Here is a 22,062-nt window from a genome sequence, read left to right on the forward strand (position 1 = left end):
TCTGTTGCAAAAACTCCGTTTTTGTGTGGTTTTTTTTTTGCCTTGTTCCCGCCCCCCCCTCTTTTTTTTTCCGCGACCCAGACCCCACCCCCCCACGTTTTTCCCCCTTTTGTTCCTTTCCCCCCCCCCGCGGTCGTGCAAAGGGTCAGAGGATTTTCTGACCGGTTTTGGCCCAGTCTGCCAGGAAGGTTTCCAGACCTTTATCTGTCAGCGGGTGGTCGGCCAGCTTCTTGATGACGGCGGGCGGTGCGGTGATCACGTCGGCACCGATGCGCGCGCTGTCGGTCACGTGATTCACGGTGCGGATCGAGGCAGCGAGGATTTCGGTCTCGAACCCGTAATTGTCATAGACCTGACGGATATCGGCGATCAGGTCCATGCCGTCGAGGTTGATGTCATCGAGACGGCCAATGAAGGGCGAGATGAAGGTTGCGCCCGCCTTGGCTGCCAAAAGAGCCTGGTTGGTCGAGAAGCACAGCGTCACATTGACCATCTGGCCTTCGTCGCTGAGGGTTTTACAGGTTTTCAGGCCGGCCCATGTCAGTGGTACTTTGACCGCGATGTTCGGGGCGATCTTGGCCAACTTGCGGCCTTCGGCGATCATGTCGTCGGCCTCGGTGGCGACAACTTCGGCGGACACAGGGCCTTCGACCAAATCACAGATCTCTTTGGTGACTTCCAGAATGTCGCGGCCTGATTTCAGGATCAGCGAAGGGTTGGTGGTGACGCCGTCCACCATGCCCAGGTCGTTCAGTTCGGCAATGGCGTCGATCTCGGCGGTGTCTACGAAGAATTTCATGCGGGCAGTCCTTTGATGGGTTGGCCTTGGTCGCGGATGGCTTTACCTCAAAGAGACCCCTGCTGGAACCCCCTGCATAGGATATGCTGTGAGCGCTAACGGATTTTTCGACGAAGGAGAGCTGGTTGCAGTGTTGACCACGCAACCTCTGGATCGGACGTTGGACTACAAAGCGCCCGAGGGCGGGTGCTTTCTGGGTGCGTTTGTCGAGGTGCCATTGGGGCCGCGCAAGGTGCTGGGCGTGGTCTGGGGGCCGGGGCAGGGCGGGTTCGATTTGACCAAAGCACGGTCCGTGATCCGGGTGCTTGAAGTTGCGCCCATGCGCGACGAGATGCGGGTGTTTCTGGGAAAGGTAGCGGACTACACGCTGACTCCGATGCCTGCGATGCTGCGGCTTGCGACTCGCGCGCCGGGCTTGGGGGATCCGCCCTCGATGCGCAAGGTCTACCGGTTGGGTGCGTCTGAACCGGACCGGATGACCGATGCACGCACCCGGGTGCTTGAGGTGTTGAAAGAATATGGCGGGCTGGCCTTCACCTTGAAGGAACTGGCCGAGCAGGCCGGGGTAACCACCTCTGTCGTCAAAGGGTTGGTCAAACTGGGCGCTGTTCGGGAAGAGGACAGCCCACGCGATCTACCCTATCCTCATCTCGATCCCGAGTTGCCCGGTAAAGACTTGACCGAAGACCAGGCGGCGGCCGTGGCGCGTCTGCAGGCGGGCCAGCGGACGGGCACCTACGGTACAACGCTGCTAAAAGGTGTGACGGGTTCGGGCAAGACCGAGGTCTATCTTGAAGCCGTCGCCGAAGCATTGCGCATGGGGCGACAAGCGCTGGTTCTGCTGCCCGAAATTGCACTGACGGCCGAATTCCTGACCCGAGTCGAGGCCCGGTTTGGTGCCCGCCCAGCCGAGTGGCACTCAGGGGCCACGATGACCGAACGTCGCCGGGTCTGGCGGATGGTCGGGCAGGGTGATGCGCAACTGGTGGTGGGCGCGCGCTCGGCCCTGTTCCTGCCATTCCGTGATTTGGGCTTGGTTGTGGTCGATGAGGAACACGACACCTCATATAAACAGGAAGACGGCGTGCACTATAGCGCGCGAGACATGGCGGTTCTGCGCTCGGCCATTTGCGGCGGGCGAGTGATTCTGGCTAGCGCGACGCCCTCGTTGGAAAGCTGGGCCAATGCCGAGGCGGGCAAGTATGAGCGGCTGGATCTGACCTCACGCTTCGGGGCAGCGGTGCTGCCCGAGATGAAACCGATCGATATGCGGGCCGAGCAAATGCAGACCGGGACGTGGATTTCTCCGTCCTTGCGGCAGGCGGTGCGGCAGCGGATCGAAAAGGGTGAACAGACACTGCTGTTCATAAATCGCCGGGGCTATGCGCCGGTGACCTTGTGCCGGGCTTGTGGGGAACAGATTGCCTGCGATCACTGCGACGCGCGGATGGTCGAGCACCGGTTCCTCAAGCGCCTGATGTGCCATCAATGCGGCGAGACCAAACCGATGCCAGATACTTGCCCGTCTTGCGGGGTCGAAGGGAAACTGGCCCCGGTCGGCCCGGGGATCGAACGGCTGGCGGAAGAGGCCGAGGCGACTTTCCCCGAGGCCAAGATCGCAATGCTCAGCTCCGACTTGTTCGGCTCGGCCCGTGCGTTGAAGGCCAAGATCGAAGAGATCGCCGACGGGGATGCGGATATCGTCATCGGCACGCAGCTGGTGGCCAAGGGGCACAACTTTCCCAGGCTGACGCTGGTGGGGGTCATTGATGCCGATCTCAGCCTGCATGGCGCAGATTTGCGCGCGGCAGAACGGACGTTTCAACTGATGCGACAGGTGGCGGGGCGTGCGGGGCGCGCGGATAAGCCGGGGCAGGCGCTGTTGCAGACGTTTCAGCCCGAGCATCCGGTGATCCGCGCCATTCTATCGGGTGATGAAGAAGGCTTCTGGAAAGCCGAGGCCGCTGGTCGACAGGCCGCTGGTGTGCCGCCCTATGGGCGCATGGCGGGGATCGTGCTGTCTGGCCCCGAGGTCGCTCCGGTCTTTGATATCGGCAATGCGATGGCGCGCAATGATGCGCCGCTGCGCGAGATTGGCGCTCAGGTCTTTGGTCCTGCCCCTGCGCCGATTGCCCGCATCCGGGGCAGGCATCGCGTACGCCTTTTGGTCAAGGCCCCCAAGGGTGCGCCCATTCAGGACGCCATCGCCCGCTGGATCGCGCCTCTGCGCCTGAAAGGGGATATCCGCCTGACCGTCGATATCGACCCGCAGAACTTCTACTAACCTCTGCATAGGCGCAGAGCGGATGTGCGCCGGGATCTCTCCTCTCGCCAAAGCGCAAAAATCGGCGTAGAGGGAGTCGCATGTTGAAACCAATGCCACTTTCCGAGGCGCAAAGCCTGCCGTTTTGGCGTCGCCCGATCACGCTGCTGTTCATGATGGCGCTGACTATGCCCATTGCGTTCAATGGGTGGAGCGCGCTGTTGAACAACTTCGTCATCGAAGTGGCGAATTTCGATGGCGCGGATATCGGCTTGCTGCACACGGTGCGGGAAATACCGGGTTTTCTAGCCGTAGGTGTGATCGCTGTGATCATCTTTGTGCGGGAACAGGTTCTGGCCATGATCTCGCTGATGATGCTGGGCGTGGCGACGGCGGTGACTGCATGGTTCCCAAGCCTTGGTGGGCTGCTATTCGTAACGCTCTTTAGCTCGATCGGATTTCACTACTACGAGACGGTCAACCAGTCGTTGCAGTTGCAATGGCTACCAAAGGACCGTGCGCCACAGATTCTGGGATGGCTTGTGGCGATGGGCTCGGCGGCGACGGCAGTGGTCTATGGGTTGATCGTCCTGACCTGGGATCGGTTCGACCTGTCCTATAACTTCGTCTTCATGATGGCGGGCGGTGCGACGGCGCTGTTGGCTCTGTTTTGCCTGCTGGCCTATCCGCAATTCGACGCGCCGACGCCTCAGACCAAGAAGCTGATCCTGCGCAAACGCTATTGGCTGTATTACGCGCTACAATTCATGGCGGGCGCGCGCCGCCAGATCTTTGTGGTGTTCGCGGGCTTCATGATGGTTGAGAAATTTGGGTTCGAGGTGCACGAACTCACCAGCCTGTATCTGATCAACCTTGTGATCAATATGGCGGCGGCTCCGATGCTGGGCAAAGCGGTGTCCAAATTTGGCGAACGCCGGACATTGATCTTCGAATATGCCGGGCTGGCGATTGTTTTCGCGGCCTATGGTGGAATCTACTGGTTTGGGTGGGGCGTGGTTCTGGCGGCGACCCTCTATGTGATCGACCATGTGCTGTTCGCACTGGCTTTGGCCCTGAAAACCTACTTCCAGAAAATCGCCGATCCGGCCGATATCGCACCGACGGCCGCTGTGGCGTTTACCATCAACCATATCGCCGCGGTGTTCCTTCCCGCGCTGCTTGGGTTGCTTTGGGTGGCCTCACCCGGTGCGGTGTTTGCGCTGGCGGCGGCAATGGCGATGATCTCGCTTGCTCTGTCTCTGTTGATCCCGCGCCATCCTGAGCCGGGCAATGAGACCATCCTGACCAAATACGCGCCGGCACCCGCCGAATAGGCGCAAGAGCTTGACCTTGGCGGGCCCACGCCCTACGCGCTGTCTTGACCCAGACAGGAGGCCCCCATGCCCACATTCACCGCTCTTACCACGCTGACCGGCAAGAAACCCGCCGAAGTTCTTGGCGAAGCGATGGAGCGTCTGGATCCCGAACCCACTGGCGTTGGCGTTTTTGAAGTCGAAGATGGCTCGGGCCTGTGGGAGGTTGGTGGGTATTTCACCGAAGCCCCTGATGAGATGGCGCTGGCCGTTCTGGCCGCGGCTTTTGAGGCCAAGCCCTTTGTGGTGTCCGAGCTGCCCGAAACCGATTGGGTCGCCCATGTGCGTCGAGAACTGGCCCCTGTCGAGGCAGGTCGTTTCTTTGTCTATGGCAGCCACGACGCTGACAAGCTACCCGAAGGCCGTATCCCCCTGTTGATCGAGGCCGCGATGGCCTTTGGCACCGGACACCACGGAACCACTCTGGGCTGTCTGAAGGCGCTGGATCAGTTACTGGACGAAGGGTTCTTGGCCAGCAAGGTCGCCGATATCGGATGTGGAACTGCGGTACTGGCCATGGCGGCTGCGCGCGTTTGGGAAGGGGACATCATCGCAAGTGATATTGATCAGGTTGCCGTCGATGTGGCCGAAGCCAACCTGAAGGCCAATGGCATGTCCGGCCAAGTTCACTGTGTCGAGGCCGCTGGCTTCGATCATCCGGACCTGAACGCCCATGCGCCTTATGATCTGATTTTCGCCAACATCCTGAAGGGTCCGCTGGTCGCTCTGTCGCCGGAAATCTCGGCGAATCTCCGGGCTGAGGGCTATGCAATCCTGTCGGGAATCCTGAACGAACAGGCCGATGATGTGGTGAATGTTTATTCCCAGAATGGCTTCAATCTGCACCATCGAGGTGAGATTGGTGAATGGACGACGCTAATCTTAAGTAAACAGGGCTAAATCGGGGCCATTTACAGGAGTTTTCTAGAGTCGCGCCACGTTTTTGTCGCAATCTATGCTTACCCTTTTTTAATCATTTTGATGGGGGGCGGTTTTGTGGAGGCTGCCATGGCGGGAAAACAACTGGAATTTGATCAGCGCGTTCAGCGCCTGAACAAGAAGCACTCGAAGCTCAGCAAAGGCTATCGCGCAACGATGCGCAAAGATGGCTTGGTGGTGATGAAGCCGCAAAGGGTTCGCTCAGCGGTTCCGGCTAAAGTATTGGTGTCTACCCTGCTTGCGGTTTTTGCCTTCAAGGCGTTTCTTTTGTCCAGCCTTGGTCCCTCAGGATATCAATACCGCATCGACAGCCTGAAAGAAGGCACCCAAGTCGAACAGGCAGGCGCTTGGATCATGCAGATCGACCCGGTTTCACAGTTCCTCTCGGTTCAGCTCAACAAAGTTCTCTACTAAGCACAAGCTGAAACAGAAGACACCGCGGCCTTTCGGCTCGCGGTGTTTCTTTGCGCCCCTACAGGGAGGAGAAAGGGGCGTATCGTGAGGGGGTCGTTTTACCGGCGGCCTTCGGCGATCACGTCGATGTCGCCGCGGCACAGGCCGATATCATCCAGTTCGCGGTCGCTCAGACCGGTCAGCACGTTGCGTGTTACGCGGGCGTCATTCCAATCGACGGCGGCATGTGCAACCGATGTGAAAAATGCGCCGATACGGCCAACGAGGCCGAATGAGCCAGTGGTGGCGATGCGGGTCGAGTCCAGTGCAGCCATATCCTGTTTCCTTCTGGTTTGTGTGAACATTTGATCTTGCGATCTGAGCGGCATCTAGTGTCGAAGATTTGCCCGCGCAATAGCGTTTTTTGCATGTGTCCTATGCAGTTTTTGCAACGCTTGCTGATTCTGTAGGCACCTTAAAAACATGGTTAAAACGGGTTCATAAAAGTGTCGATTTCAGACTTTCCGAAGTCGCAAACCGCCCTTTGTGTCGCGCGCAGGATTGCCGTGTCGTTTTCAGACTTAGGGTCAATTCGCTTGGAAAATGTTCACGCTTCGTGCTATCCGTTGAAAAAAGATCACAAAACCCGAGCGGGCTGAGGCGAAGCATGCGAATTCTGGGCATTGATCCGGGTCTTAGGACCATGGGATGGGGCGTCATCGAATCAAATGGCAGCCGTTTGAGCCACGTTTCGAACGGTTTGTGCAAATCTGACGGGGATGATCTGGGTGAGCGGCTGCTGTCTCTGCACAATCAGATTGTCGAGGTCATCGCCGAATTTAGGCCCGACCAAGCTGCGATTGAGCAGACTTTCGTGAACAAGGATGGTGCCGGGACGCTCAAACTCGGTCAGGCGCGTGGCGTGGCCTTGCTGACGCTGGCGCAGGCCGGGCTGCCGGTGGGCGAATATGCCCCGAACCGGGTCAAGAAAACCGTCGTTGGCGTTGGGCATGCCGAGAAAGAGCAGGTCCTGCACATGGTTAAACTGCAACTACCGGGTTGTCTGCCTAAAGGCGCGGATGCAGCGGATGCATTGGCGATTGCGATCTGTCATGCGTATTACGGCAAGACACAACAGCCGCGTGTGAAAGAGGTGAGGGCATGATCGGTAAACTGACAGGGCGTCTGGACTATCGCGCCGCAGACCACATCCTGATCGACGTGCGGGGCGTGGGTTACATCGTCTATTGCTCGGACAGGACCATGGCTGCCTTGCCGGGTGTGGGTGAGGCGGTCTCGATCTATACCGACATGGTCGTGCGTGAAGATCTGATGCAGCTCTACGGGTTTCTCTCACTGATCGAGAAAGAATGGCATCGGTTGCTGTGTTCGGTTCAGGGCGTCGGGGCCAAGGTCTCGCTGGCCATTCTCAGCGCGTTGGGGCCGGATGGTGTAAGCCGCGCGATCGCTTTGGGCGATTGGGGTGCGGTGAAGGCTGCCAAGGGTGTGGGCCCGAAGACCGCGCAGCGCATCGTGCTGGACCTTAAGGACAAGGCGCCGGGGGTTATGGCGATGGGCGGCACCGTGACCGAGGCGACGGACGGCCCCGCGTTGGAAGTTGTTGAGACCGTCGAGCCGCAGCCAGCGCCGAAACGGACCGCAAAACCGGCCTCGGGGTCGGCAGCGGCCTCCGCGGGGGCGTTGTCGGCCTTGTCGAATCTGGGATATGGCCCATCCGAGGCGGCCTCGGCCGTGGCGGAGGCCGCGGCCAATCTGCCCGACGCGGGTGAGGCTGAATTGATCCGCGCGGCGCTCAAGCTGCTGGCTCCGAAAGGGTGATTGAATGGTAGACGCCGATCCCACGCTGCGGCCGGACCCTCTGCCCGAGGACAATGACCGCGCCCTACGCCCGCAGGGGCTGGATGAGTTCATCGGTCAGGCCGAGGCGCGTGCAAACCTGCGTATCTTCATCCAATCCGCCCGACAGCGCGGCGAGGCGATGGATCATACGCTGTTCCATGGTCCGCCGGGTTTGGGGAAGACGACGCTGGCGCAGATCATGGCGCGCGAGCTTGGGGTGAATTTCCGTATGACCTCTGGTCCAGTTCTGGCCAAGGCAGGTGATCTGGCGGCGATCCTGACCAATCTGGAAGCGCGGGATGTGTTATTTATCGACGAAATCCATCGCTTGAACCCGGCGGTTGAGGAAGTTCTCTATCCTGCGATGGAGGATTTCGAACTCGATCTGGTCATTGGTGAAGGTCCAGCAGCGCGGACCGTTCGGATTGAATTGCAGCCGTTTACGTTGGTTGGAGCCACCACGCGGATGGGTCTGCTGACCACGCCGCTGCGCGACCGTTTTGGTATCCCGACCCGGTTGCAGTTCTACACAGTCGATGAGTTGCACGAGATCGTCACCCGCAACGCACGCAAACTTGGTGCGCCAGCAGACGACGACGGCGCGCGTGAAATTGCGCGCAGGTCGCGAGGGACGCCTCGGATCGCAGGTCGTTTGCTGCGGCGCGTGGTGGATTTTGCCATCGTCGAGGGTGACGGGCGGATTACGCGCGAATTGGCCGATGGCGCGCTGACCCGCTTGGGTGTGGATCATCTCGGGTTGGACGGCGCGGACCGTCGGTATCTGAAACTGGTCGCTGAGAACTATGGCGGTGGTCCGGTTGGGATTGAGACGATGTCGGCGGCCTTATCGGAAAGTCGCGACTCGCTTGAGGAAGTGATCGAGCCCTATTTGCTGCAGCAGGGGCTGATCCAGCGCACGCCGCGCGGGCGGATGTTGGCACAAAAGGCGTGGACGCATTTGGGCATGGCGGCACCAAAAGGTCAGAGTGATCTGTTTGGTTGAAGGCATCACCCAGAAATTTTAAGCCTTCGGTGAGAGCATTGTTAAAATGATGAAAGGCTGGGCGTGACACCGGACGAGATCGAGGCGCTGTTTGCGCGCGAAAGCGGAGAGTTCCTGTTTGCGCGGTGGGGTCGCCCCATCGTACCGATCGTTTTCGGTGTCGAGGATGAGACGCTGGCAACCGTCAAAGGCGCGTTCGAGGCCGTGGTGACACTGGCCGGTCACAAGATGGCCGAAACGGACCCAGAGCTGGGCGCCAATTGCATGGTCTTTTTCTTCCGCGACTGGCAGGAGTTGCTTGAGGTTCCGGATCTGGATCGTCTTGTCCCCGATCTTGCGCCTTTGGTTGAGCGTCTGGTTGCAGCGGATGCCAATCAATACCGCATCTTCCGGTTCGAAGAAGATGGCGCGATCCGCGCGGCCTTTGTATTTCTACGCATGGACAAAGAACTGTCCAAAGTCCCGGCCGAGACTCTGGCGCTTAGTCAAGTGGTGCAGACCATTCTGCTGTGGTCGGATACGGCGTTTCGAAAGCAATCGCCTCTGGCTGTGGCGGGTGAGGCGACGATCCTGCGTCCGGATATTGCAGGCCTGATCCGGGCCGCTTACGATCCGATCTTGCCGGGGGCGGCGCAGGATGCTTCGCACGCGTTACGCCTGTTTGCCCGGTTGGAGCCGCCGCAATGAAGCACATCTTTCCGGTTCGCGTTTACTATGAAGACACCGACATGGGCGGTGTCGTCTATCACGCGAACTATCTGCGCTACATCGAACGTGCGCGCTCGGACTGGGTGCGCCGTTTGGGCAATGACCAGAACGCCATGCGGGATGAGGGGATCGTCTGGGTCGTACGACGGGTCGAGGCGGACTACCTGTCGCCCGCCAAGTTTGATGACGAACTGATCGTCGAAACAGAAGTGACCGAGATTTCCGGCGTGCGCCTGACCATGGCGCAGCTTGTGAAACGGGGTGAGACTGATATTTTCCGCGCTTCGGTCACGGCGGTTTGCATCAATAAAGACGGCAAACCGATCCGCCTCCCGGCAGAGATTCGCGCATTGATGTAACATTTTCGCAGCCCGGGGTGGTTCTGTTGGCTTTTCAACCCCAACTGCGTTAGCGTTTGGCAAAACAAGGCCAAACAAACGGCCATCAGGCAAAAAAGAGCAGGTTCATGGAAGCTGAAACGCTGGCGCTGGCGCAGGAGATCGATTTCTCCATGTGGGGGCTGTATGCCCGCGCGACCTTTATCGTAAAACTCGTGATGCTGATGCTGATAGCGGCGTCGATCTGGTCTTGGGGCATCATCATTCAGAAACTCATCAACTACCGTGCGGCCCGACGTGAAGCGCAGAAGTTTGATGAGAGCTTTTGGTCTGGGAACCCGCTGGATGAGCTGTTTGAGCAGATCGGCTCGCAGCCCGATGGCAGTTCCGAGAAGATTTTTGCGGCCGGCATGATCGAATGGCGCAGGTCGCACCGCACAGATGGCGGTTTGATCGCCGGGGCGACGGCTCGTATCGACCGGTCCATGGATGTGGCCATCGCAAAGGAGGCGGAGACGCTGCAGAAAGGTCTGCCGATCCTGGCGACTGTCGGTTCAACCGCTCCGTTCATTGGTCTGTTCGGTACGGTTTGGGGCATCATGAACGCCTTTATCGAGATTGCCGAGCAGCAGAACACAAACCTCGCCGTTGTGGCCCCCGGCATTGCCGAGGCACTGTTGGCCACTGGTCTTGGCCTGCTGGCCGCGATCCCGGCAGTGATTTTCTACAATAAGCTCAGCGCGGATAGTGACCGGATCGTTGGAGGCTATGAGGCCTTTGCCGATGAGTTCGCCACCATCCTGTCCCGCCAGTTGGACAGCTAACCATGGGGGCAGCGGTTCAGCAAAGCTCGGGCGGGAACGGACGTAGGCGCGGACGCCGGCGCGGTCGCGCTCAGCCGATGGCTGAGATCAACGTCACGCCGTTTGTCGACGTCATGCTGGTGCTGTTGATCATCTTCATGGTCGCAGCGCCTCTGCTGACCGTTGGGGTGCCGGTCGATCTGCCCAAGACTGCCGCAAGCGCCTTGCCTGGCGACAGCGAGGAGCCACTGACCGTCACGCTGACCGCCGATGGCCGTATTCAGATCCAGACCACGGATATCGCGCGCGACGAGCTGATTGGACGTTTGCGCGCCATCGCGGCAGAGCGCAGCAGTGACCGAGTCTTCCTGCGAGCGGATGGGGCGATCCCCTACGCGGAGGTGATGCAGGTTATGGGCGCGCTGAATGCGGGCGGGTTTTCGAATGTGGGTCTGGTGACGGATACCGGCGGGCCGACGCTGGACGATGGGTAAAGGTGGGGTCGCGCGGTGGATACCGGCACCAAGATTTCAGCGATTGCGCATGTCAGCCTGATCGGCTGGGCGTTGTTCGGCGGCACCTTCCGATCCGAGCCGCTGCCGACACAAGTGCAGGATGTTTCCGTGATTTCGGCTGAGCAATTCGCAGCGCTCACGGCGCAACGCGACGCGCCTGAGCTGCCGGAGTCTCCGGGTACTCTGGAACAACCCGACGCGCCGGAACCTGAGGTCAGCACCCCCGAGGTGACACCGGAAGAACAACCACGTCCTGAACCGGTGACGCCCGCAGAGCCGGAGCCTGAGATTGTCCCCGAAACGGTCGAGGTTCCACCTGAGCCTGAGTTGCCCGAAGAACCTCCGACATTGACGGAACCGGAAACGGCCGCCTTGCCGGTGCCGCCGGGACCTGAAGCGCAACCCAGCCCGGCTGAGCGTGTCGCCCCCGAGGCCATCGCGCCGCCTCCGCCCGAGGCTGAACCGGACGAGGTGGAAACGCCCCCCGTCTCACTGGACGAAGGCGCAGAGACGCAGCAGGAGCAACAAGATCAGACGGCCCCTGAAGAAGCTGCGCCAGAGATCGTGACTGAGGCCGAGGAGACCAACGAGCCAGCACCTCTGATTTCTCCGCGTCCGCGTGTGCGGCCCAACCGTCCTGAACCTGCGCCTGAGGTTGCAGAAACTCCGGAACCGGCCCCGGAAACCCCCTCGCCAATGCCTGCGCCGGACAATAGTGACGCCATCAATGACGCGTTGTCCGAAGCCTTGGCGGGTGGAACTGAACCATCCGGCCCGCCGCTCACCAGTGGTGAAAAGGATGCGATGCGCGTTGCGGTCTCGCGGTGCTGGAATGTGGGATCACTATCGACCGACGCACTGAACGTCGTGGTGACGGTTGCGTTCTCGCTCAATCGTGATGGCACGATTATCAGCGAGAGCATTCGTTTGCTGAATAGCTCTGGCGGTGCAACGGGAGCCGAAAATCAAGCCTATCAGGCGGCCCGACGCGCAATTTTGCGCTGTGGCGCGCGTGGATATGATCTGCCTGCTGACAAATACGATCACTGGCAGGATATTGAGATTACATTCAATCCCGAGAGGATGCGGATCAAATGATGAAACTTCTGACCAGCCTCTTTCTTGGGCTGACCCTGGTGTCGGCCCCGGTTTACGCTCAGAACAGCCCCCTGCGGTTGGAAATCGACGAAGGCATCATCGAGCCGATGCCCTTTGCGGTTCCCAACTTTGTGCCCGACGGCCCGGCAGCGACGCAGTTCGCCAACGATATCTCGCGTGTGGTTGCGGCGGATCTGACCGGAACGGGGTTGTTCCGCGAAATCTCATCGGACGCGTTTATCAGCCGGGTCAGCAGCTTTGACGCTCCGGTCCAGTTTGCCGATTGGAAAGCGATCAACGCACAGGCATTGGTGACAGGGGCGGTGAATGTCTCGGGCAAGCGGCTGACGGTTCGGTTCCGGGTCTGGGACGTGTTCTCGGGGCAGGAGCTTGGGAACGGCCTGCAGCTGGCGGGCACCACGGATGGCTGGCGGCGCATGGCGCACAAGGTTGCCGATCAGGTCTATAGCCGGATTACGGGCGAGGGCGCCTATTTCGACAGCCGCGTTGCGTTCGTGTCAGAAAGCGGCCCCAAGGATCAGCGCCTCAAGCGTCTGGCGATCATGGATTATGACGGGGCCAATGTTCAGTACATGACGGATAGCGCGGCCATCGTTCTGGCCCCGCGCTTTTCGCCAACAGGCGAGCAACTGCTCTATACCAGCTACGAAAGCGGTAGCCCGCGGATCTACATTCTGGATGTCGGTCGTGTGCAGCGGCGCGAGCTGCGAACGCAAGACGGCACTATGAGCTTTTCTCCGCGTTTTTCGCCGGACGGGCGGTCGATTGTGTATTCGCTGATTCAGGGTGGCAACACCGATCTGTGGCGGATGGATCTGGCCTCGGGTCAGAGTACGCGCCTGACCAACACGCCTGCGATTGAAACCGCGCCCAGCTATTCGCCGGATGGCAGTCAGATCGTGTTTGAAAGCGACCGCTCGGGTACGCCGCAGCTTTACGTGATGGCGGCAAACGGAGGCGAAGCGACGCGGATCAGCTTTGGGCAGGGGCGGTATGGTACGCCGGTCTGGTCGCCGCGTGGTGATCTGATTGCCTTCACCAAGCAAAACAAAGGCCGCTTCCATATCGGAGTGATGCGCACCGATGGCAGTGAGGAACGCCTGCTGACATCGTCCTTCCTGGACGAAGGTCCGACCTGGTCGCCAAACGGCCGCGTCATCATGTTCACCCGCGAAACGCAAGGCGCAAGCGGTCGGGCGACGCTCTATTCCGTGGATATCTCGGGTCGGAACCTGCGCCCCGTGCGGACGCCGGATGGCGGCAGCGACCCGTCCTGGGGGCCATTGCAGAATTGATCGCCGCCACTACGCGGCAAAGTTCACAAGAAACCGTCGCTGTGATAGACAGGCGGCAACAAACAAAACAACGAGGCACTTGAGATGAACGTATTGGGCAAAATCCTGGCCTTGGGCGCGCTGAGCGTGGTCGCGGCCTGTACCAACAATGATCCTTCGGCTTTGGGTGGCAGCGGCGCTGGTGGTAGCGGCTCGATCGTTGCGGGTTCTCCTAGTGATCCGCGCTCGCCCGCGTATTTCCAGCAGACGGTCGGGGATCGTGTTCTGTTCGCGGTTGATCAGTCCACCCTGTCGCCGCAGGCGCAGACCGTTTTGCAAGGGCAGGCGGAATGGCTGCTGGCCAACCCGGATTACGTGGCAACCATCGAAGGTCACGCGGATGAGCAGGGCACGCGGGAATACAACCTTGCGCTGGGCGCACGCCGGGCCAATGCGGCGCGTGAATACCTGATTTCGCGTGGGGTCGCAGGCAATCGTCTGACGACGGTCAGCTTCGGCAAAGAACGCCCGATCGAGATTTGCAGCACCGAAGATTGCTATTCCAAAAACCGCCGCGCGGTGACGGTGCTGACTGGTTCAACCTTGGGGTAAGACGATGAGAGTTGCAGGATGGGTTCTGGCCGCAGTTGTGGCAACAGCGGGCGTGGCGCAAGCGCAGGATCAGCAGACCCTGGCGGATATCCGGCAGGAGCTGACCGTGCTTCATGTAGAGATACAGCGCCTGAAGCGTGAGTTTTCGACTACCGGCTCTCCCGCGCCGAACCTGTCTGGCAGCTCGATCCTTGAACGTGTGGATGCGATTGAGGCCGAACTGCAGCGCCTGACCCGTCAGACCGAGCAGTTGAACCAGCGCGTTCAGAACATCGTGACCGACGGCACCAACCGGATCGGAGATCTTGAATTCCGACTGGTTGAGCTGGAAGGTGGCGATTTGTCGACACTGGATGAGACCTCCACCTTAGGTGGCGAAGGGGAATCCACCGCTGCCATCACACCCGCTCCAACGGAACCGAACACTTCGGACCAAGGCGAGCTGGCCGTCGGCGAGCGAGCGGATTTTGATGATGCGTCGCAAGCATTGGCCGATGGTGATTTCCAGACTGCTGCGACGATGTTCGCACAATTCGACACCTCTTATCCCGGCAGCCCGCTTGCGCCCGAGGCGCATTTGAACCGTGGCAAAGCGCTCGAAGGGCTCGGGGATACGCGCGAGGCCGCACGTGCATTCCTCGCCAGCTTCACGGGAGATTCCGAAGGTGCCGTGGCCCCCGAGGCGCTGTTTGAACTTGGCGCAGCTTTGGGTCGTTTGGGACAGACCGATCAAGCCTGCATAACCTTGTCCGAGGTTGGCGTGCGCTTCCCGTCCTCGGGTCAAGCCTCAAGTGCGGTGCAGGAAATGGCCTCCTTGGGGTGTTCTTGACCCCGCCACTCGACAAACTGACATCCGATCTGCGCGCCCGGTTGCCTGAACGTTTGCCGGAGCGTCTGAGCATCGCGGTCTCGGGCGGAGGGGACTCGGTTGCCCTGATGCACCTTTTGCACCGCATTGCGTCGGATGAGGGGGTGGAACTGTTCGCCGCCACGGTCGACCACGGTTTGCGCGCCGAGTCGGTGGATGAGGCCCGAACGGTTGCAAAGCAGGCGGCCGCGTTAGGTATCCCCCACGAAATTTTGCAGTGGCAGGGGTGGAATGGCTTAGGCAATCTGCAGGATCAGGCCCGGCAGGCGCGGTATGCCTTGCTGACCGAGTGGGCGAAGAGCAACGACATCAGCACCATTGCATTGGGCCATACGGCGGATGATCAGGCCGAAACACTTCTTATGCGACTGGCCCGTTCGGCCGGGGTGACGGGACTGTCGGGTATGCCAAGCAGTCGAATCCACGATGGGATCGACCTGTTGCGCCCTATGCTAGGGATCACTCGAGACAGGCTGCGGGCCTATTTGACCGAGATCGGCGCGCAGTGGGTCGAGGACCCCTCGAATCAGGATACACGCTTTGGCCGGATCAAGGCGCGGCAAGCCGTGTCTGATCTGGAACCGCTAGGCATATCGGCCGAAACCCTGACGCGTGTCGCCGACAACCTTACACAAGCGCGTGAGGCGCTAGAACGCTATGCGCAGGACTCCGCCCAACGGGTAGCTACGGTCGATGCCGGGTCCGTTGTGCTGGATCGCGAGGGCTTCGCCGCGCTGCCTGAAGAAATCCGGCGTAGGGTTCTGGTTGGCGCTGTTTCATGGATCGCGGGCCCCGGCTACCCGCCGCGCCAATCGACTGTGGATCAGGCGTTGCTGGCCATTCTGAACGGGGGTCCTGCCGCAATTGGGGGCTGTTTGCTGTTTTCAAAGGCAGAAAAACAGTGGATCTGCAGGGAGTTCAACGCGGTTGACGGCCTGATCGCGAAAATCACGGGTACATGGGACGCGCGATGGGTGTTGTCCGGCCCCGATATTCCGGGGACGGAGATTCGGGCTCTTGGTGAAAACGGTTTACAGATGCTGCCAGACTGGCGTGCCACGGGGCGTCCCCGGCTTGCTTTGCAAGCGTCCCCAGCGGTTTGGAGGGGCGACACTCTTGAGGCCGCACCCTTGGCCGGTTTCGCCAATGGTTGGAGTGCTGATATGGCCCCTGATTGGCCCGAGTTTCACGCATCTTTTTTATCGCATTGAACCTCAGCCAATCCTCTCTATTTTAAGAAGTAACCCGGCAGGTCCTTGTCTGCCGAAATCTTTTAGGAGAATTTCCTTGGGCAACGCTCGTAATATCGCCTTCTGGGTCGTTCTGTTCCTGCTGATCCTTGCACTGTTCAACCTATTCAGCGGACCGGGCGGAACTCTTCAGGGCAATGAACGCACCTATTCCGACTTTGTCAGCGCCGTTCAAAGCGGTGAGGTCAAGAACGTCACGCTGGATGGTGAGCAAATTCGCTACACCACACAAAGCGGCGCGAATTACACCACGATCAAACCTGGTGACGCCGAGGTCACGAAGCTACTGATCGACGAACAGATTCCGGTCGAAGCGGTCAAGCAGCAGCAATCGGGCTTCCAGTCGTTCCTGATCACTCTGCTGCCCTTCCTGCTGCTGATCGGCGTTTGGGTCTATTTCATGAACCGGATGCAGGGTGGCGGTAAAGGCGGCGCGATGGGCTTTGGCAAGTCCAAGGCCAAGATGCTGACCGAAAAGCACGGCCGCGTGACCTTTGATGACGTTGCTGGTATCGACGAAGCCAAGGAAGAACTGGAAGAGATCGTTGAGTTCCTGCGCAACCCGCAGAAATTCAGCCGTCTGGGTGGCAAGATCCCCAAGGGCGCTCTGCTGGTTGGCCCTCCGGGTACCGGTAAAACGCTCTTGGCCCGTGCGATTGCGGGTGAGGCGGGTGTCCCGTTCTTCACCATCTCGGGTTCTGACTTCGTTGAGATGTTCGTGGGTGTTGGTGCGAGCCGTGTCCGTGACATGTTCGAGCAAGCCAAGAAGAACGCGCCTTGTATCGTGTTTATCGACGAAATCGACGCCGTGGGTCGCCATCGGGGTGCCGGCTATGGCGGTGGTAATGATGAACGCGAACAGACGCTCAACCAATTGCTGGTCGAGATGGACGGTTTTGAGGCCAACGAAGGTGTGATAATTCTGGCCGCGACCAACCGTAAAGACGTTCTGGATCCTGCGCTGCTGCGTCCCGGCCGCTTTGACCGGAACGTTACTGTTGGGAACCCCGACATCAAAGGCCGTGAGAAGATCTTGGGCGTGCATGCGCGCAAGACGCCTCTGGGCCCTGATGTTGACCTGCGCATCATCGCGCGCGGTACTCCGGGCTTTTCGGGTGCTGATCTGGCGAACCTCGTGAACGAGGCGGCGCTGATGGCTGCACGCGTAGGCCGTCGCTTTGTCACCATGGAGGATTTTGAGAACGCCAAGGACAAGGTGATGATGGGGGCTGAGCGCCGCTCGATGGTGCTGACCCAGGATCAAAAGGAAAAGACCGCGTATCACGAGGCTGGCCATGCTGTTGTTGGTCTGGAACTGCCGATGTGCGATCCGGTCTACAAGGCGACGATTATCCCGCGTGGTGGCGCGTTGGGTATGGTTGTCTCACTGCCCGAAATGGATCGTTTGAACTATCACCGTGATGAGTGTGAGCAGAAGCTGGCCATGACCATGGCGGGCAAGGCGGCCGAAGTCATCAAATATGGCGAAGACCATGTTTCTAATGGTCCGGCGGGCGACATCATGCAGGCCAGCCAGTTGGCGCGCGCCATGGTGATGCGCTGGGGTATGTCGGACAAGGTCGGCAATATCGACTACGCCGAAGCCCATGAAGGCTACTCGGGCAACACCGCTGGGTTCTCGGTCTCTGCCCATACCAAAGAGCTGATCGAGGAAGAGGTGAAGCGTCTGATCCAGCAGGGCTATGAGCGCGCCCACCAGATTCTGACCGACAAGAGTGAGGAATGGGAGCGTCTGGCGCAGGGCCTGTTGGAATACGAAACCCTGACCGGCGACGAGATCAAGCGGGTCATGAATGGGGATGCGCCGACCGAAGGCGATGACGAGGGCGACAGCCCGGATCAGGGCAGCGCGCCCAGCGTCACGGCTATTCCTAAGACCAAGCCCAAGAAATCTCCACCCGAAGGTGGGATGGAGCCGGAGCCAACCGCATAAACACGACAAACCCGAGGTCCAAACCTCGGGTTTTTTCTTTTCATCCGCCAACTGCTCGTCATTATGCGCGCAGATGGATGAAGAAGGAAAACCCCATGCCGTTCCTGCGTGAAACCGAATACTCTGCCGAGGTCGTCTGGTTAGGGCGCGTCCCGGCCGGTCAGTCGCTGCGCGCTGAGCCCGTTGAAACGTTGGAGTTTGGCTTTGACGGAGTGCAGGGCGAACGGCACGAGGGGTTCAACCGTGCTTCATGCGTGCGGGTCAGCAACGTCTACCCGAAAGGAACCGAGATTCGGAATGTCCGTCAGGTGTCGATTCTGTCAGCCGAGGAGCTGTCGGAGATTGCCGCCGCGATGGAGATGGACAAGCTCGATCCGTCTTACCTGGGGGCCTCGATCGTGTTGAAGGGCATCCCTGACTTTTCTCATATCCCGCCGTCTTCGCGCCTTCGGTCCGAGGCGGGTTTGACGATTACAGTCGATATGGAAAACGCACCTTGTGTCCTGCCCGGACGTGAGATCGAGGCGGATCACAGCGGCTACGGTGCCGCCTTCAAACCGGCCGCGCAGGGGCGGCGGGGGATCACGGGATGGGTCGAACGGCCCGGAGCTCTGCATATCGGCGATCGTTTACAGCTGTTTGTTCCCGATCAGCCGCTCTGGCAGCCATAGCGCTCATTCGTTTCCGATTGGAAACGCTTGAAATTGAGCGACGCCGTTTCGCGGCACGAATATGTCGGAATCCTTAGCCACTGCTTGGGTATGCAACTGTATGGGTTTGACAGCACCGACGCGCCGCGTCGGTTTTGCACGGCATTCAATCAGGGACCCTGCCCAATGAGCTACAAATCTGACATCGAAATCGCGCGCGAAGCGAACAAGAAGCCGATTCAGGAAATCGGCGCAAAGATCGGTATCGAATCTACCGATCTGCTGCCTTACGGCCACGACAAAGCGAAGGTCAGCCAGGACTTTATCAACTCGGTCCAGGACCGCGAAGATGGCAAGCTGATCTTGGTCACCGCGATCAACCCGACCCCTGCGGGTGAAGGCAAGACCACCACCACCGTGGGTCTGGGCGACGGCTTGAACCGCATCGGCAAAAACGCGATGATCTGTATCCGTGAAGCTTCGCTTGGCCCGAACTTCGGCATGAAGGGCGGCGCTGCAGGTGGCGGTTACGCTCAGGTTGTTCCGATGGAAGAGATGAACCTGCACTTCACAGGTGACTTCCACGCGATTACTTCGGCGCACTCGCTACTGTCGGCGATGATCGACAACCATATCTACTGGGGCAACGAAGCTGAGATCGATGTTCGCCGCGTCGCATGGCGTCGTGTGGTCGACATGAACGACCGCGCTCTGCGTCAGATCACCGCCTCGCTGGGTGGCGTGTCGAACGGCTTCCCGCGTGAAGCAGGCTTTGACATCACCGTTGCGTCGGAAGTCATGGCGATCCTCTGCCTTGCAAACGACCTGAAAGACCTGGAAAAGCGTCTGGGTGACATCATCGTCGCGTACCGCCGCGACAAGACCCCGGTTTACTGCCGCGACATCAAAGCAGAAGGCGCAATGACCGTTCTGCTGAAAGACGCAATGCAGCCGAACCTGGTGCAGACGCTGGAAAACAACCCGGCCTTCGTCCACGGCGGCCCGTTCGCGAATATCGCGCACGGCTGTAACTCGGTCATCGCGACCAAAACCGCTCTGAAAGTTGCTGACTATGTCGTGACCGAAGCGGGCTTTGGCGCCGACCTGGGTGCCGAGAAATTCATGAACATCAAGTGCCGCAAAGCCGGCATCGCACCGTCGGCCGTCGTTCTGGTTGCCACCGTGCGCGCGATGAAGATGAATGGCGGCGTTGCCAAGGCCGATCTGGGTGCCGAAAACGTCGACGCGGTTCAGTCTGGCTGCGCCAACCTCGGCCGCCACATAGAGAACGTGAAGTCCTTCGGTGTGCCGGTTGTTGTCGCCATCAACCACTTTGTCACCGACACCGACGCCGAAGTTGAAGCGGTAAAGAGCTACTGCGCCGATCACGGTGTTGAGGCAGTTCTGTCGCGTCACTGGGAACTGGGCTCGGAAGGCTCGGCGCCTCTGGCCGAGAAAGTTGTCGAAATCGTTGAAGGTGGCACCGCGAACTTCTCGCCGATCTACCCTGACGATATGCCTCTGTTCGAGAAAGTCGAAACCATCGCCAAGCGCATCTACCGCGCGGACGAGGTTCTGGCAGACAACAAGATCCGCAACCAGCTGAAGGAATGGGAAGCAGCCGGATATGGCAACCTGCCTGTCTGCATGGCGAAAACCCAATACTCGTTCTCGACCGACCCGACCCTGCGTGGCGCACCCACCGGCCACTCGGTTCCGGTACGTGAAGTTCGTCTGTCCGCAGGTGCCGGCTTCATCGTGGTTGTCTGCGGTGAGATCATGACCATGCCGGGTCTGCCGCGCAAACCTGCCGCTGAGACAATCCGTCTCAACGAAGAAGGTCAGATTGAGGGCTTGTTCTAAGCCGATTTTTGAACCATCTCGTGGTCCGGGGATTACACCCCGGGCCATGAGGAGATCACGATGCCCACTCTGACACCGCCGCAAGACTGTGAGACGATGCAGGACTTGCGCGTTCAGATCGACAAGCTGGACCGCCAACTTATCGCGATGTTGGTGACGCGCGCGGGATATATTGATCGCGCCTCGCAGTTGAAGCCAGGCGAAGGCCTTCCGGCACGAATCCCGGACCGTGTCGAAGAGGTGGTGCAGCGTGTGCGCGCAAGCTCGGATCAGTTGGGGATGGACCCGGATCTGGCCGAAAAGCTCTGGCGCATTTTGATTGACTGGTCGATTGCCCGCGAAGAGCGCGTGATTGGCCCTGACTGAACACCCGGGCGCTTTGCGCCCGATCCGTTTTTGGAAAGAAGGGATCACAGGATGGTAGCCCAGGTTATCGACGGCAAAGCCTTTGCGGCGAAAGTGCGCGCGCAAGTGGCCGATCAGGTTGCAAAGCTGAAAGAAGAAAACGGCATCACGCCCGGTCTGGCCGTGGTTCTGGTGGGCGAAGACCCGGCAAGCCAGGTCTATGTGCGCTCAAAGGGTAAGCAGACCGTTGAGGTCGGCATGAACTCGTATGAGCACAAGCTGGACGCCGAGACCTCGGAAGAGGACCTGCTGGCACTGATCGACAAGCTGAACAACGATTCTGCGGTTCACGGTATTCTGGTGCAGCTGCCGCTGCCCAAGCACCTGAACGAAGACCTGGTGATCAACTCGATCGATCCGGCCAAGGACGTTGATGGCTTCCACATCTCGAATGTGGGCCTGCTGGGTACCGGTCAGAAGTCGATGGTGCCCTGCACCCCTCTGGGCTGCCTGATGATGCTGCGCGACTACCACGGCTCGCTGTCGGGCATGGATGCGGTTGTGATTGGCCGGTCGAACATCGTGGGCAAGCCAATGGCGCAACTGCTGCTGGGTGACAGCTGCACCGTGACCATCGCGCATTCTCGCACCAAGGACTTGCCGGACGTCGTGCGCCGCGCTGATATCGTTGTCGCAGCCGTAGGCCGCCCCGAGATGGTTCCGGGCGATTGGATCAAAGAAGGCGCAACCGTGATCGACGTGGGCATCAACCGTATCGAGCGCGACGGCAAGAACAAGCTGGTCGGTGATGTCGACTACGCCAGCGCAGCTGAGCGCGCAGGCGCGATCACTCCGGTTCCGGGTGGCGTGGGTCCGATGACCATCGCCTGCCTACTGGCCAACACTCTGACTGCGTGCTGCCGCGCCAACGGCCTGCCAGAGCCCGAGGGCCTTACAGCCTGATCCACGACTTCGTCGGACTGCGTTGTGCGGTCCGACCCTGACGAGACGCGGGCCGGGGTCAGCGGCCTGCGTTCAAGCCCATGCATGAATTGTGTTTTACAGGAACTCAATTCATGATATCCGTTATTTCCCAGTCAGTTGCCGAGTAAATACCGTGGCCGTCCAAGATG

Annotated in this window: 23 protein-coding genes; 21 read left to right on the top strand and 2 right to left on the bottom strand. The window is 59.8% G+C overall.

Translation table 11 applies throughout. The annotated features are described in order from the left end of the window. Positions 1 to 145 precede the first annotated feature (145 nt). The gene (gene fsa / locus ACXAH8_RS19070; protein ID WP_475220232.1) at positions 146 to 799 is read right to left on the bottom strand and encodes a fructose-6-phosphate aldolase; all 654 of its coding nucleotides are present in this window, start codon (positions 797 to 799) and stop codon (positions 146 to 148) included. A gap of 88 nt (positions 800 to 887) precedes the next feature. Between fsa and ACXAH8_RS19075 the strand changes: the two genes are divergently transcribed. The 4 genes from ACXAH8_RS19075 to ACXAH8_RS19090 all read left to right on the top strand — a co-directional run bounded on the left by ACXAH8_RS19075 (position 888) and on the right by ACXAH8_RS19090 (position 5,788). Then, entirely contained in the window at positions 888 to 3,083 is a 2,196-nt protein-coding gene (locus ACXAH8_RS19075; protein WP_475220233.1) for a primosomal protein N', read from the top strand. An 80-nt stretch (positions 3,084 to 3,163) separates the two neighbouring features. Beyond that, a complete protein-coding gene (locus ACXAH8_RS19080; RefSeq protein WP_170477551.1) occupies positions 3,164 to 4,396 on the top strand; it encodes an MFS transporter in 1,233 nt (410 codons plus the stop codon). 66 nt (positions 4,397 to 4,462) lie between these two features. After that, positions 4,463 to 5,335: a 50S ribosomal protein L11 methyltransferase gene (locus ACXAH8_RS19085; protein ID WP_475220234.1), complete on the top strand. Its 873-nt coding sequence runs from the start codon at positions 4,463 to 4,465 to the stop codon at positions 5,333 to 5,335. Between the two features lie 108 nt (positions 5,336 to 5,443). After that, the gene (locus ACXAH8_RS19090) at positions 5,444 to 5,788 is read left to right on the top strand and encodes a hypothetical protein (RefSeq protein ID WP_475220235.1); all 345 of its coding nucleotides are present in this window, start codon (positions 5,444 to 5,446) and stop codon (positions 5,786 to 5,788) included. 98 nt (positions 5,789 to 5,886) lie between these two features. Here ACXAH8_RS19090 and ACXAH8_RS19095 read toward each other — a convergent pair whose 3' ends face one another. Further along, positions 5,887 to 6,102: a DUF1127 domain-containing protein gene (locus ACXAH8_RS19095; protein WP_170472013.1), complete on the bottom strand. Its 216-nt coding sequence runs from the start codon at positions 6,100 to 6,102 to the stop codon at positions 5,887 to 5,889. A 332-nt stretch (positions 6,103 to 6,434) separates the two neighbouring features. Between ACXAH8_RS19095 and ruvC the strand changes: the two genes are divergently transcribed. The 17 genes from ruvC (at position 6,435) to folD (ending at position 21,892) form a co-directional block, all read left to right on the top strand. Further along, the gene (gene ruvC, locus ACXAH8_RS19100) at positions 6,435 to 6,932 is read left to right on the top strand and encodes a crossover junction endodeoxyribonuclease RuvC (protein ID WP_170659933.1); all 498 of its coding nucleotides are present in this window, start codon (positions 6,435 to 6,437) and stop codon (positions 6,930 to 6,932) included. Continuing rightward, on the top strand, positions 6,929 to 7,606 hold the full coding sequence (gene ruvA / locus ACXAH8_RS19105; RefSeq protein ID WP_475220236.1) for a Holliday junction branch migration protein RuvA: 678 nt from the start codon (positions 6,929 to 6,931) through the stop codon (positions 7,604 to 7,606). Before ruvC ends, ruvA begins: the two co-directional genes overlap by 4 nt. Before the next feature lie 4 nt (positions 7,607 to 7,610). Beyond that, positions 7,611 to 8,630, top strand: coding sequence for a Holliday junction branch migration DNA helicase RuvB (ruvB, locus tag ACXAH8_RS19110; RefSeq protein WP_170472009.1), 1,020 nt, complete (start codon positions 7,611 to 7,613; stop codon positions 8,628 to 8,630). 63 nt (positions 8,631 to 8,693) lie between these two features. Next, positions 8,694 to 9,317: a hypothetical protein gene (locus tag ACXAH8_RS19115; protein ID WP_475220237.1), complete on the top strand. Its 624-nt coding sequence runs from the start codon at positions 8,694 to 8,696 to the stop codon at positions 9,315 to 9,317. After that, a complete protein-coding gene (gene ybgC, locus ACXAH8_RS19120) occupies positions 9,314 to 9,697 on the top strand; it encodes a tol-pal system-associated acyl-CoA thioesterase (RefSeq protein ID WP_170472006.1) in 384 nt (127 codons plus the stop codon). The genes ACXAH8_RS19115 and ybgC overlap by 4 nt, the downstream gene beginning before the upstream one ends. A gap of 107 nt (positions 9,698 to 9,804) precedes the next feature. Continuing rightward, on the top strand, positions 9,805 to 10,500 hold the full coding sequence (tolQ, locus tag ACXAH8_RS19125; RefSeq protein ID WP_170377803.1) for a protein TolQ: 696 nt from the start codon (positions 9,805 to 9,807) through the stop codon (positions 10,498 to 10,500). 2 nt (positions 10,501 to 10,502) lie between these two features. Then, positions 10,503 to 10,973: a protein TolR gene (gene tolR / locus ACXAH8_RS19130; RefSeq protein ID WP_170701579.1), complete on the top strand. Its 471-nt coding sequence runs from the start codon at positions 10,503 to 10,505 to the stop codon at positions 10,971 to 10,973. 15 nt (positions 10,974 to 10,988) lie between these two features. Beyond that, entirely contained in the window at positions 10,989 to 12,092 is a 1,104-nt protein-coding gene (locus ACXAH8_RS19135) for an energy transducer TonB (RefSeq protein WP_475220238.1), read from the top strand. Further along, positions 12,089 to 13,408, top strand: coding sequence for a Tol-Pal system beta propeller repeat protein TolB (gene tolB / locus ACXAH8_RS19140; protein ID WP_209254226.1), 1,320 nt, complete (start codon positions 12,089 to 12,091; stop codon positions 13,406 to 13,408). The genes ACXAH8_RS19135 and tolB overlap by 4 nt, the downstream gene beginning before the upstream one ends. 84 nt (positions 13,409 to 13,492) lie before the next feature. After that, complete coding sequence (gene pal / locus ACXAH8_RS19145; RefSeq protein ID WP_170462258.1) at positions 13,493 to 13,999, top strand: peptidoglycan-associated lipoprotein Pal; 507 nt, start codon at positions 13,493 to 13,495, stop codon at positions 13,997 to 13,999. A 4-nt stretch (positions 14,000 to 14,003) separates the two neighbouring features. Beyond that, positions 14,004 to 14,828: a tol-pal system protein YbgF gene (gene ybgF / locus ACXAH8_RS19150; RefSeq protein WP_475220239.1), complete on the top strand. Its 825-nt coding sequence runs from the start codon at positions 14,004 to 14,006 to the stop codon at positions 14,826 to 14,828. Continuing rightward, on the top strand, positions 14,819 to 16,078 hold the full coding sequence (gene tilS / locus ACXAH8_RS19155) for a tRNA lysidine(34) synthetase TilS (protein ID WP_475220240.1): 1,260 nt from the start codon (positions 14,819 to 14,821) through the stop codon (positions 16,076 to 16,078). Before ybgF ends, tilS begins: the two co-directional genes overlap by 10 nt. Positions 16,079 to 16,154: 76 nt before the next feature. Next, positions 16,155 to 18,071 (top strand): ATP-dependent zinc metalloprotease FtsH, encoded by a 1,917-nt coding sequence (ftsH, locus tag ACXAH8_RS19160; protein WP_170639309.1) that lies wholly within the window; start codon positions 16,155 to 16,157, stop codon positions 18,069 to 18,071. Positions 18,072 to 18,166: 95 nt separating this feature from the next. Then, positions 18,167 to 18,742 carry an MOSC domain-containing protein gene (locus ACXAH8_RS19165; protein WP_475220318.1) on the top strand — a complete coding sequence of 192 codons (576 nt, stop codon included), beginning with the start codon at positions 18,167 to 18,169 and terminating at the stop codon, positions 18,740 to 18,742. A 165-nt stretch (positions 18,743 to 18,907) separates the two neighbouring features. Further along, a complete protein-coding gene (locus ACXAH8_RS19170; protein ID WP_475220241.1) occupies positions 18,908 to 20,584 on the top strand; it encodes a formate--tetrahydrofolate ligase in 1,677 nt (558 codons plus the stop codon). A 60-nt stretch (positions 20,585 to 20,644) separates the two neighbouring features. Further along, the gene (locus ACXAH8_RS19175; RefSeq protein ID WP_425083877.1) at positions 20,645 to 20,950 is read left to right on the top strand and encodes a chorismate mutase; all 306 of its coding nucleotides are present in this window, start codon (positions 20,645 to 20,647) and stop codon (positions 20,948 to 20,950) included. 51 nt (positions 20,951 to 21,001) lie between these two features. Further along, positions 21,002 to 21,892, top strand: coding sequence for a bifunctional methylenetetrahydrofolate dehydrogenase/methenyltetrahydrofolate cyclohydrolase FolD (folD, locus tag ACXAH8_RS19180; protein ID WP_475220242.1), 891 nt, complete (start codon positions 21,002 to 21,004; stop codon positions 21,890 to 21,892). The last annotated feature ends 170 nt before the right edge of the window (positions 21,893 to 22,062 follow it).

The sequence above is a fragment of the Ruegeria sp. ABV3_008 genome, assembly GCF_056161185.1.

Bases quoted from the DNA above. Each gene is read 5' to 3' on its own strand.
- ACXAH8_RS19165 (WP_475220318.1), top strand. From the start codon at position 18,167: ATGCCGTTCCTGCGTGAAACCGAATACTCTGCCGAGGTCGTCTGGTTA.
- ACXAH8_RS19080 (WP_170477551.1), top strand. From the start codon at position 3,164: ATGTTGAAACCAATGCCACTTTCCGAGGCGCAAAGCCTGCCGTTTTGG.
- fsa (WP_475220232.1), bottom strand. From the start codon at position 799: ATGAAATTCTTCGTAGACACCGCCGAGATCGACGCCATTGCCGAACTG.
- ruvC (WP_170659933.1), top strand. From the start codon at position 6,435: ATGCGAATTCTGGGCATTGATCCGGGTCTTAGGACCATGGGATGGGGC.
- ACXAH8_RS19090 (WP_475220235.1), top strand. From the start codon at position 5,444: ATGGCGGGAAAACAACTGGAATTTGATCAGCGCGTTCAGCGCCTGAAC.
- ruvB (WP_170472009.1), top strand. From the start codon at position 7,611: ATGGTAGACGCCGATCCCACGCTGCGGCCGGACCCTCTGCCCGAGGAC.
- ybgC (WP_170472006.1), top strand. From the start codon at position 9,314: ATGAAGCACATCTTTCCGGTTCGCGTTTACTATGAAGACACCGACATG.
- tolB (WP_209254226.1), top strand. From the start codon at position 12,089: ATGATGAAACTTCTGACCAGCCTCTTTCTTGGGCTGACCCTGGTGTCG.
- ACXAH8_RS19175 (WP_425083877.1), top strand. From the start codon at position 20,645: ATGCCCACTCTGACACCGCCGCAAGACTGTGAGACGATGCAGGACTTG.
- tolQ (WP_170377803.1), top strand. From the start codon at position 9,805: ATGGAAGCTGAAACGCTGGCGCTGGCGCAGGAGATCGATTTCTCCATG.
- ACXAH8_RS19095 (WP_170472013.1), bottom strand. From the start codon at position 6,102: ATGGCTGCACTGGACTCGACCCGCATCGCCACCACTGGCTCATTCGGC.
- ACXAH8_RS19085 (WP_475220234.1), top strand. From the start codon at position 4,463: ATGCCCACATTCACCGCTCTTACCACGCTGACCGGCAAGAAACCCGCC.
- ACXAH8_RS19170 (WP_475220241.1), top strand. From the start codon at position 18,908: ATGAGCTACAAATCTGACATCGAAATCGCGCGCGAAGCGAACAAGAAG.
- ruvA (WP_475220236.1), top strand. From the start codon at position 6,929: ATGATCGGTAAACTGACAGGGCGTCTGGACTATCGCGCCGCAGACCAC.
- ybgF (WP_475220239.1), top strand. From the start codon at position 14,004: ATGAGAGTTGCAGGATGGGTTCTGGCCGCAGTTGTGGCAACAGCGGGC.
- folD (WP_475220242.1), top strand. From the start codon at position 21,002: ATGGTAGCCCAGGTTATCGACGGCAAAGCCTTTGCGGCGAAAGTGCGC.
- pal (WP_170462258.1), top strand. From the start codon at position 13,493: ATGAACGTATTGGGCAAAATCCTGGCCTTGGGCGCGCTGAGCGTGGTC.
- tolR (WP_170701579.1), top strand. From the start codon at position 10,503: ATGGGGGCAGCGGTTCAGCAAAGCTCGGGCGGGAACGGACGTAGGCGC.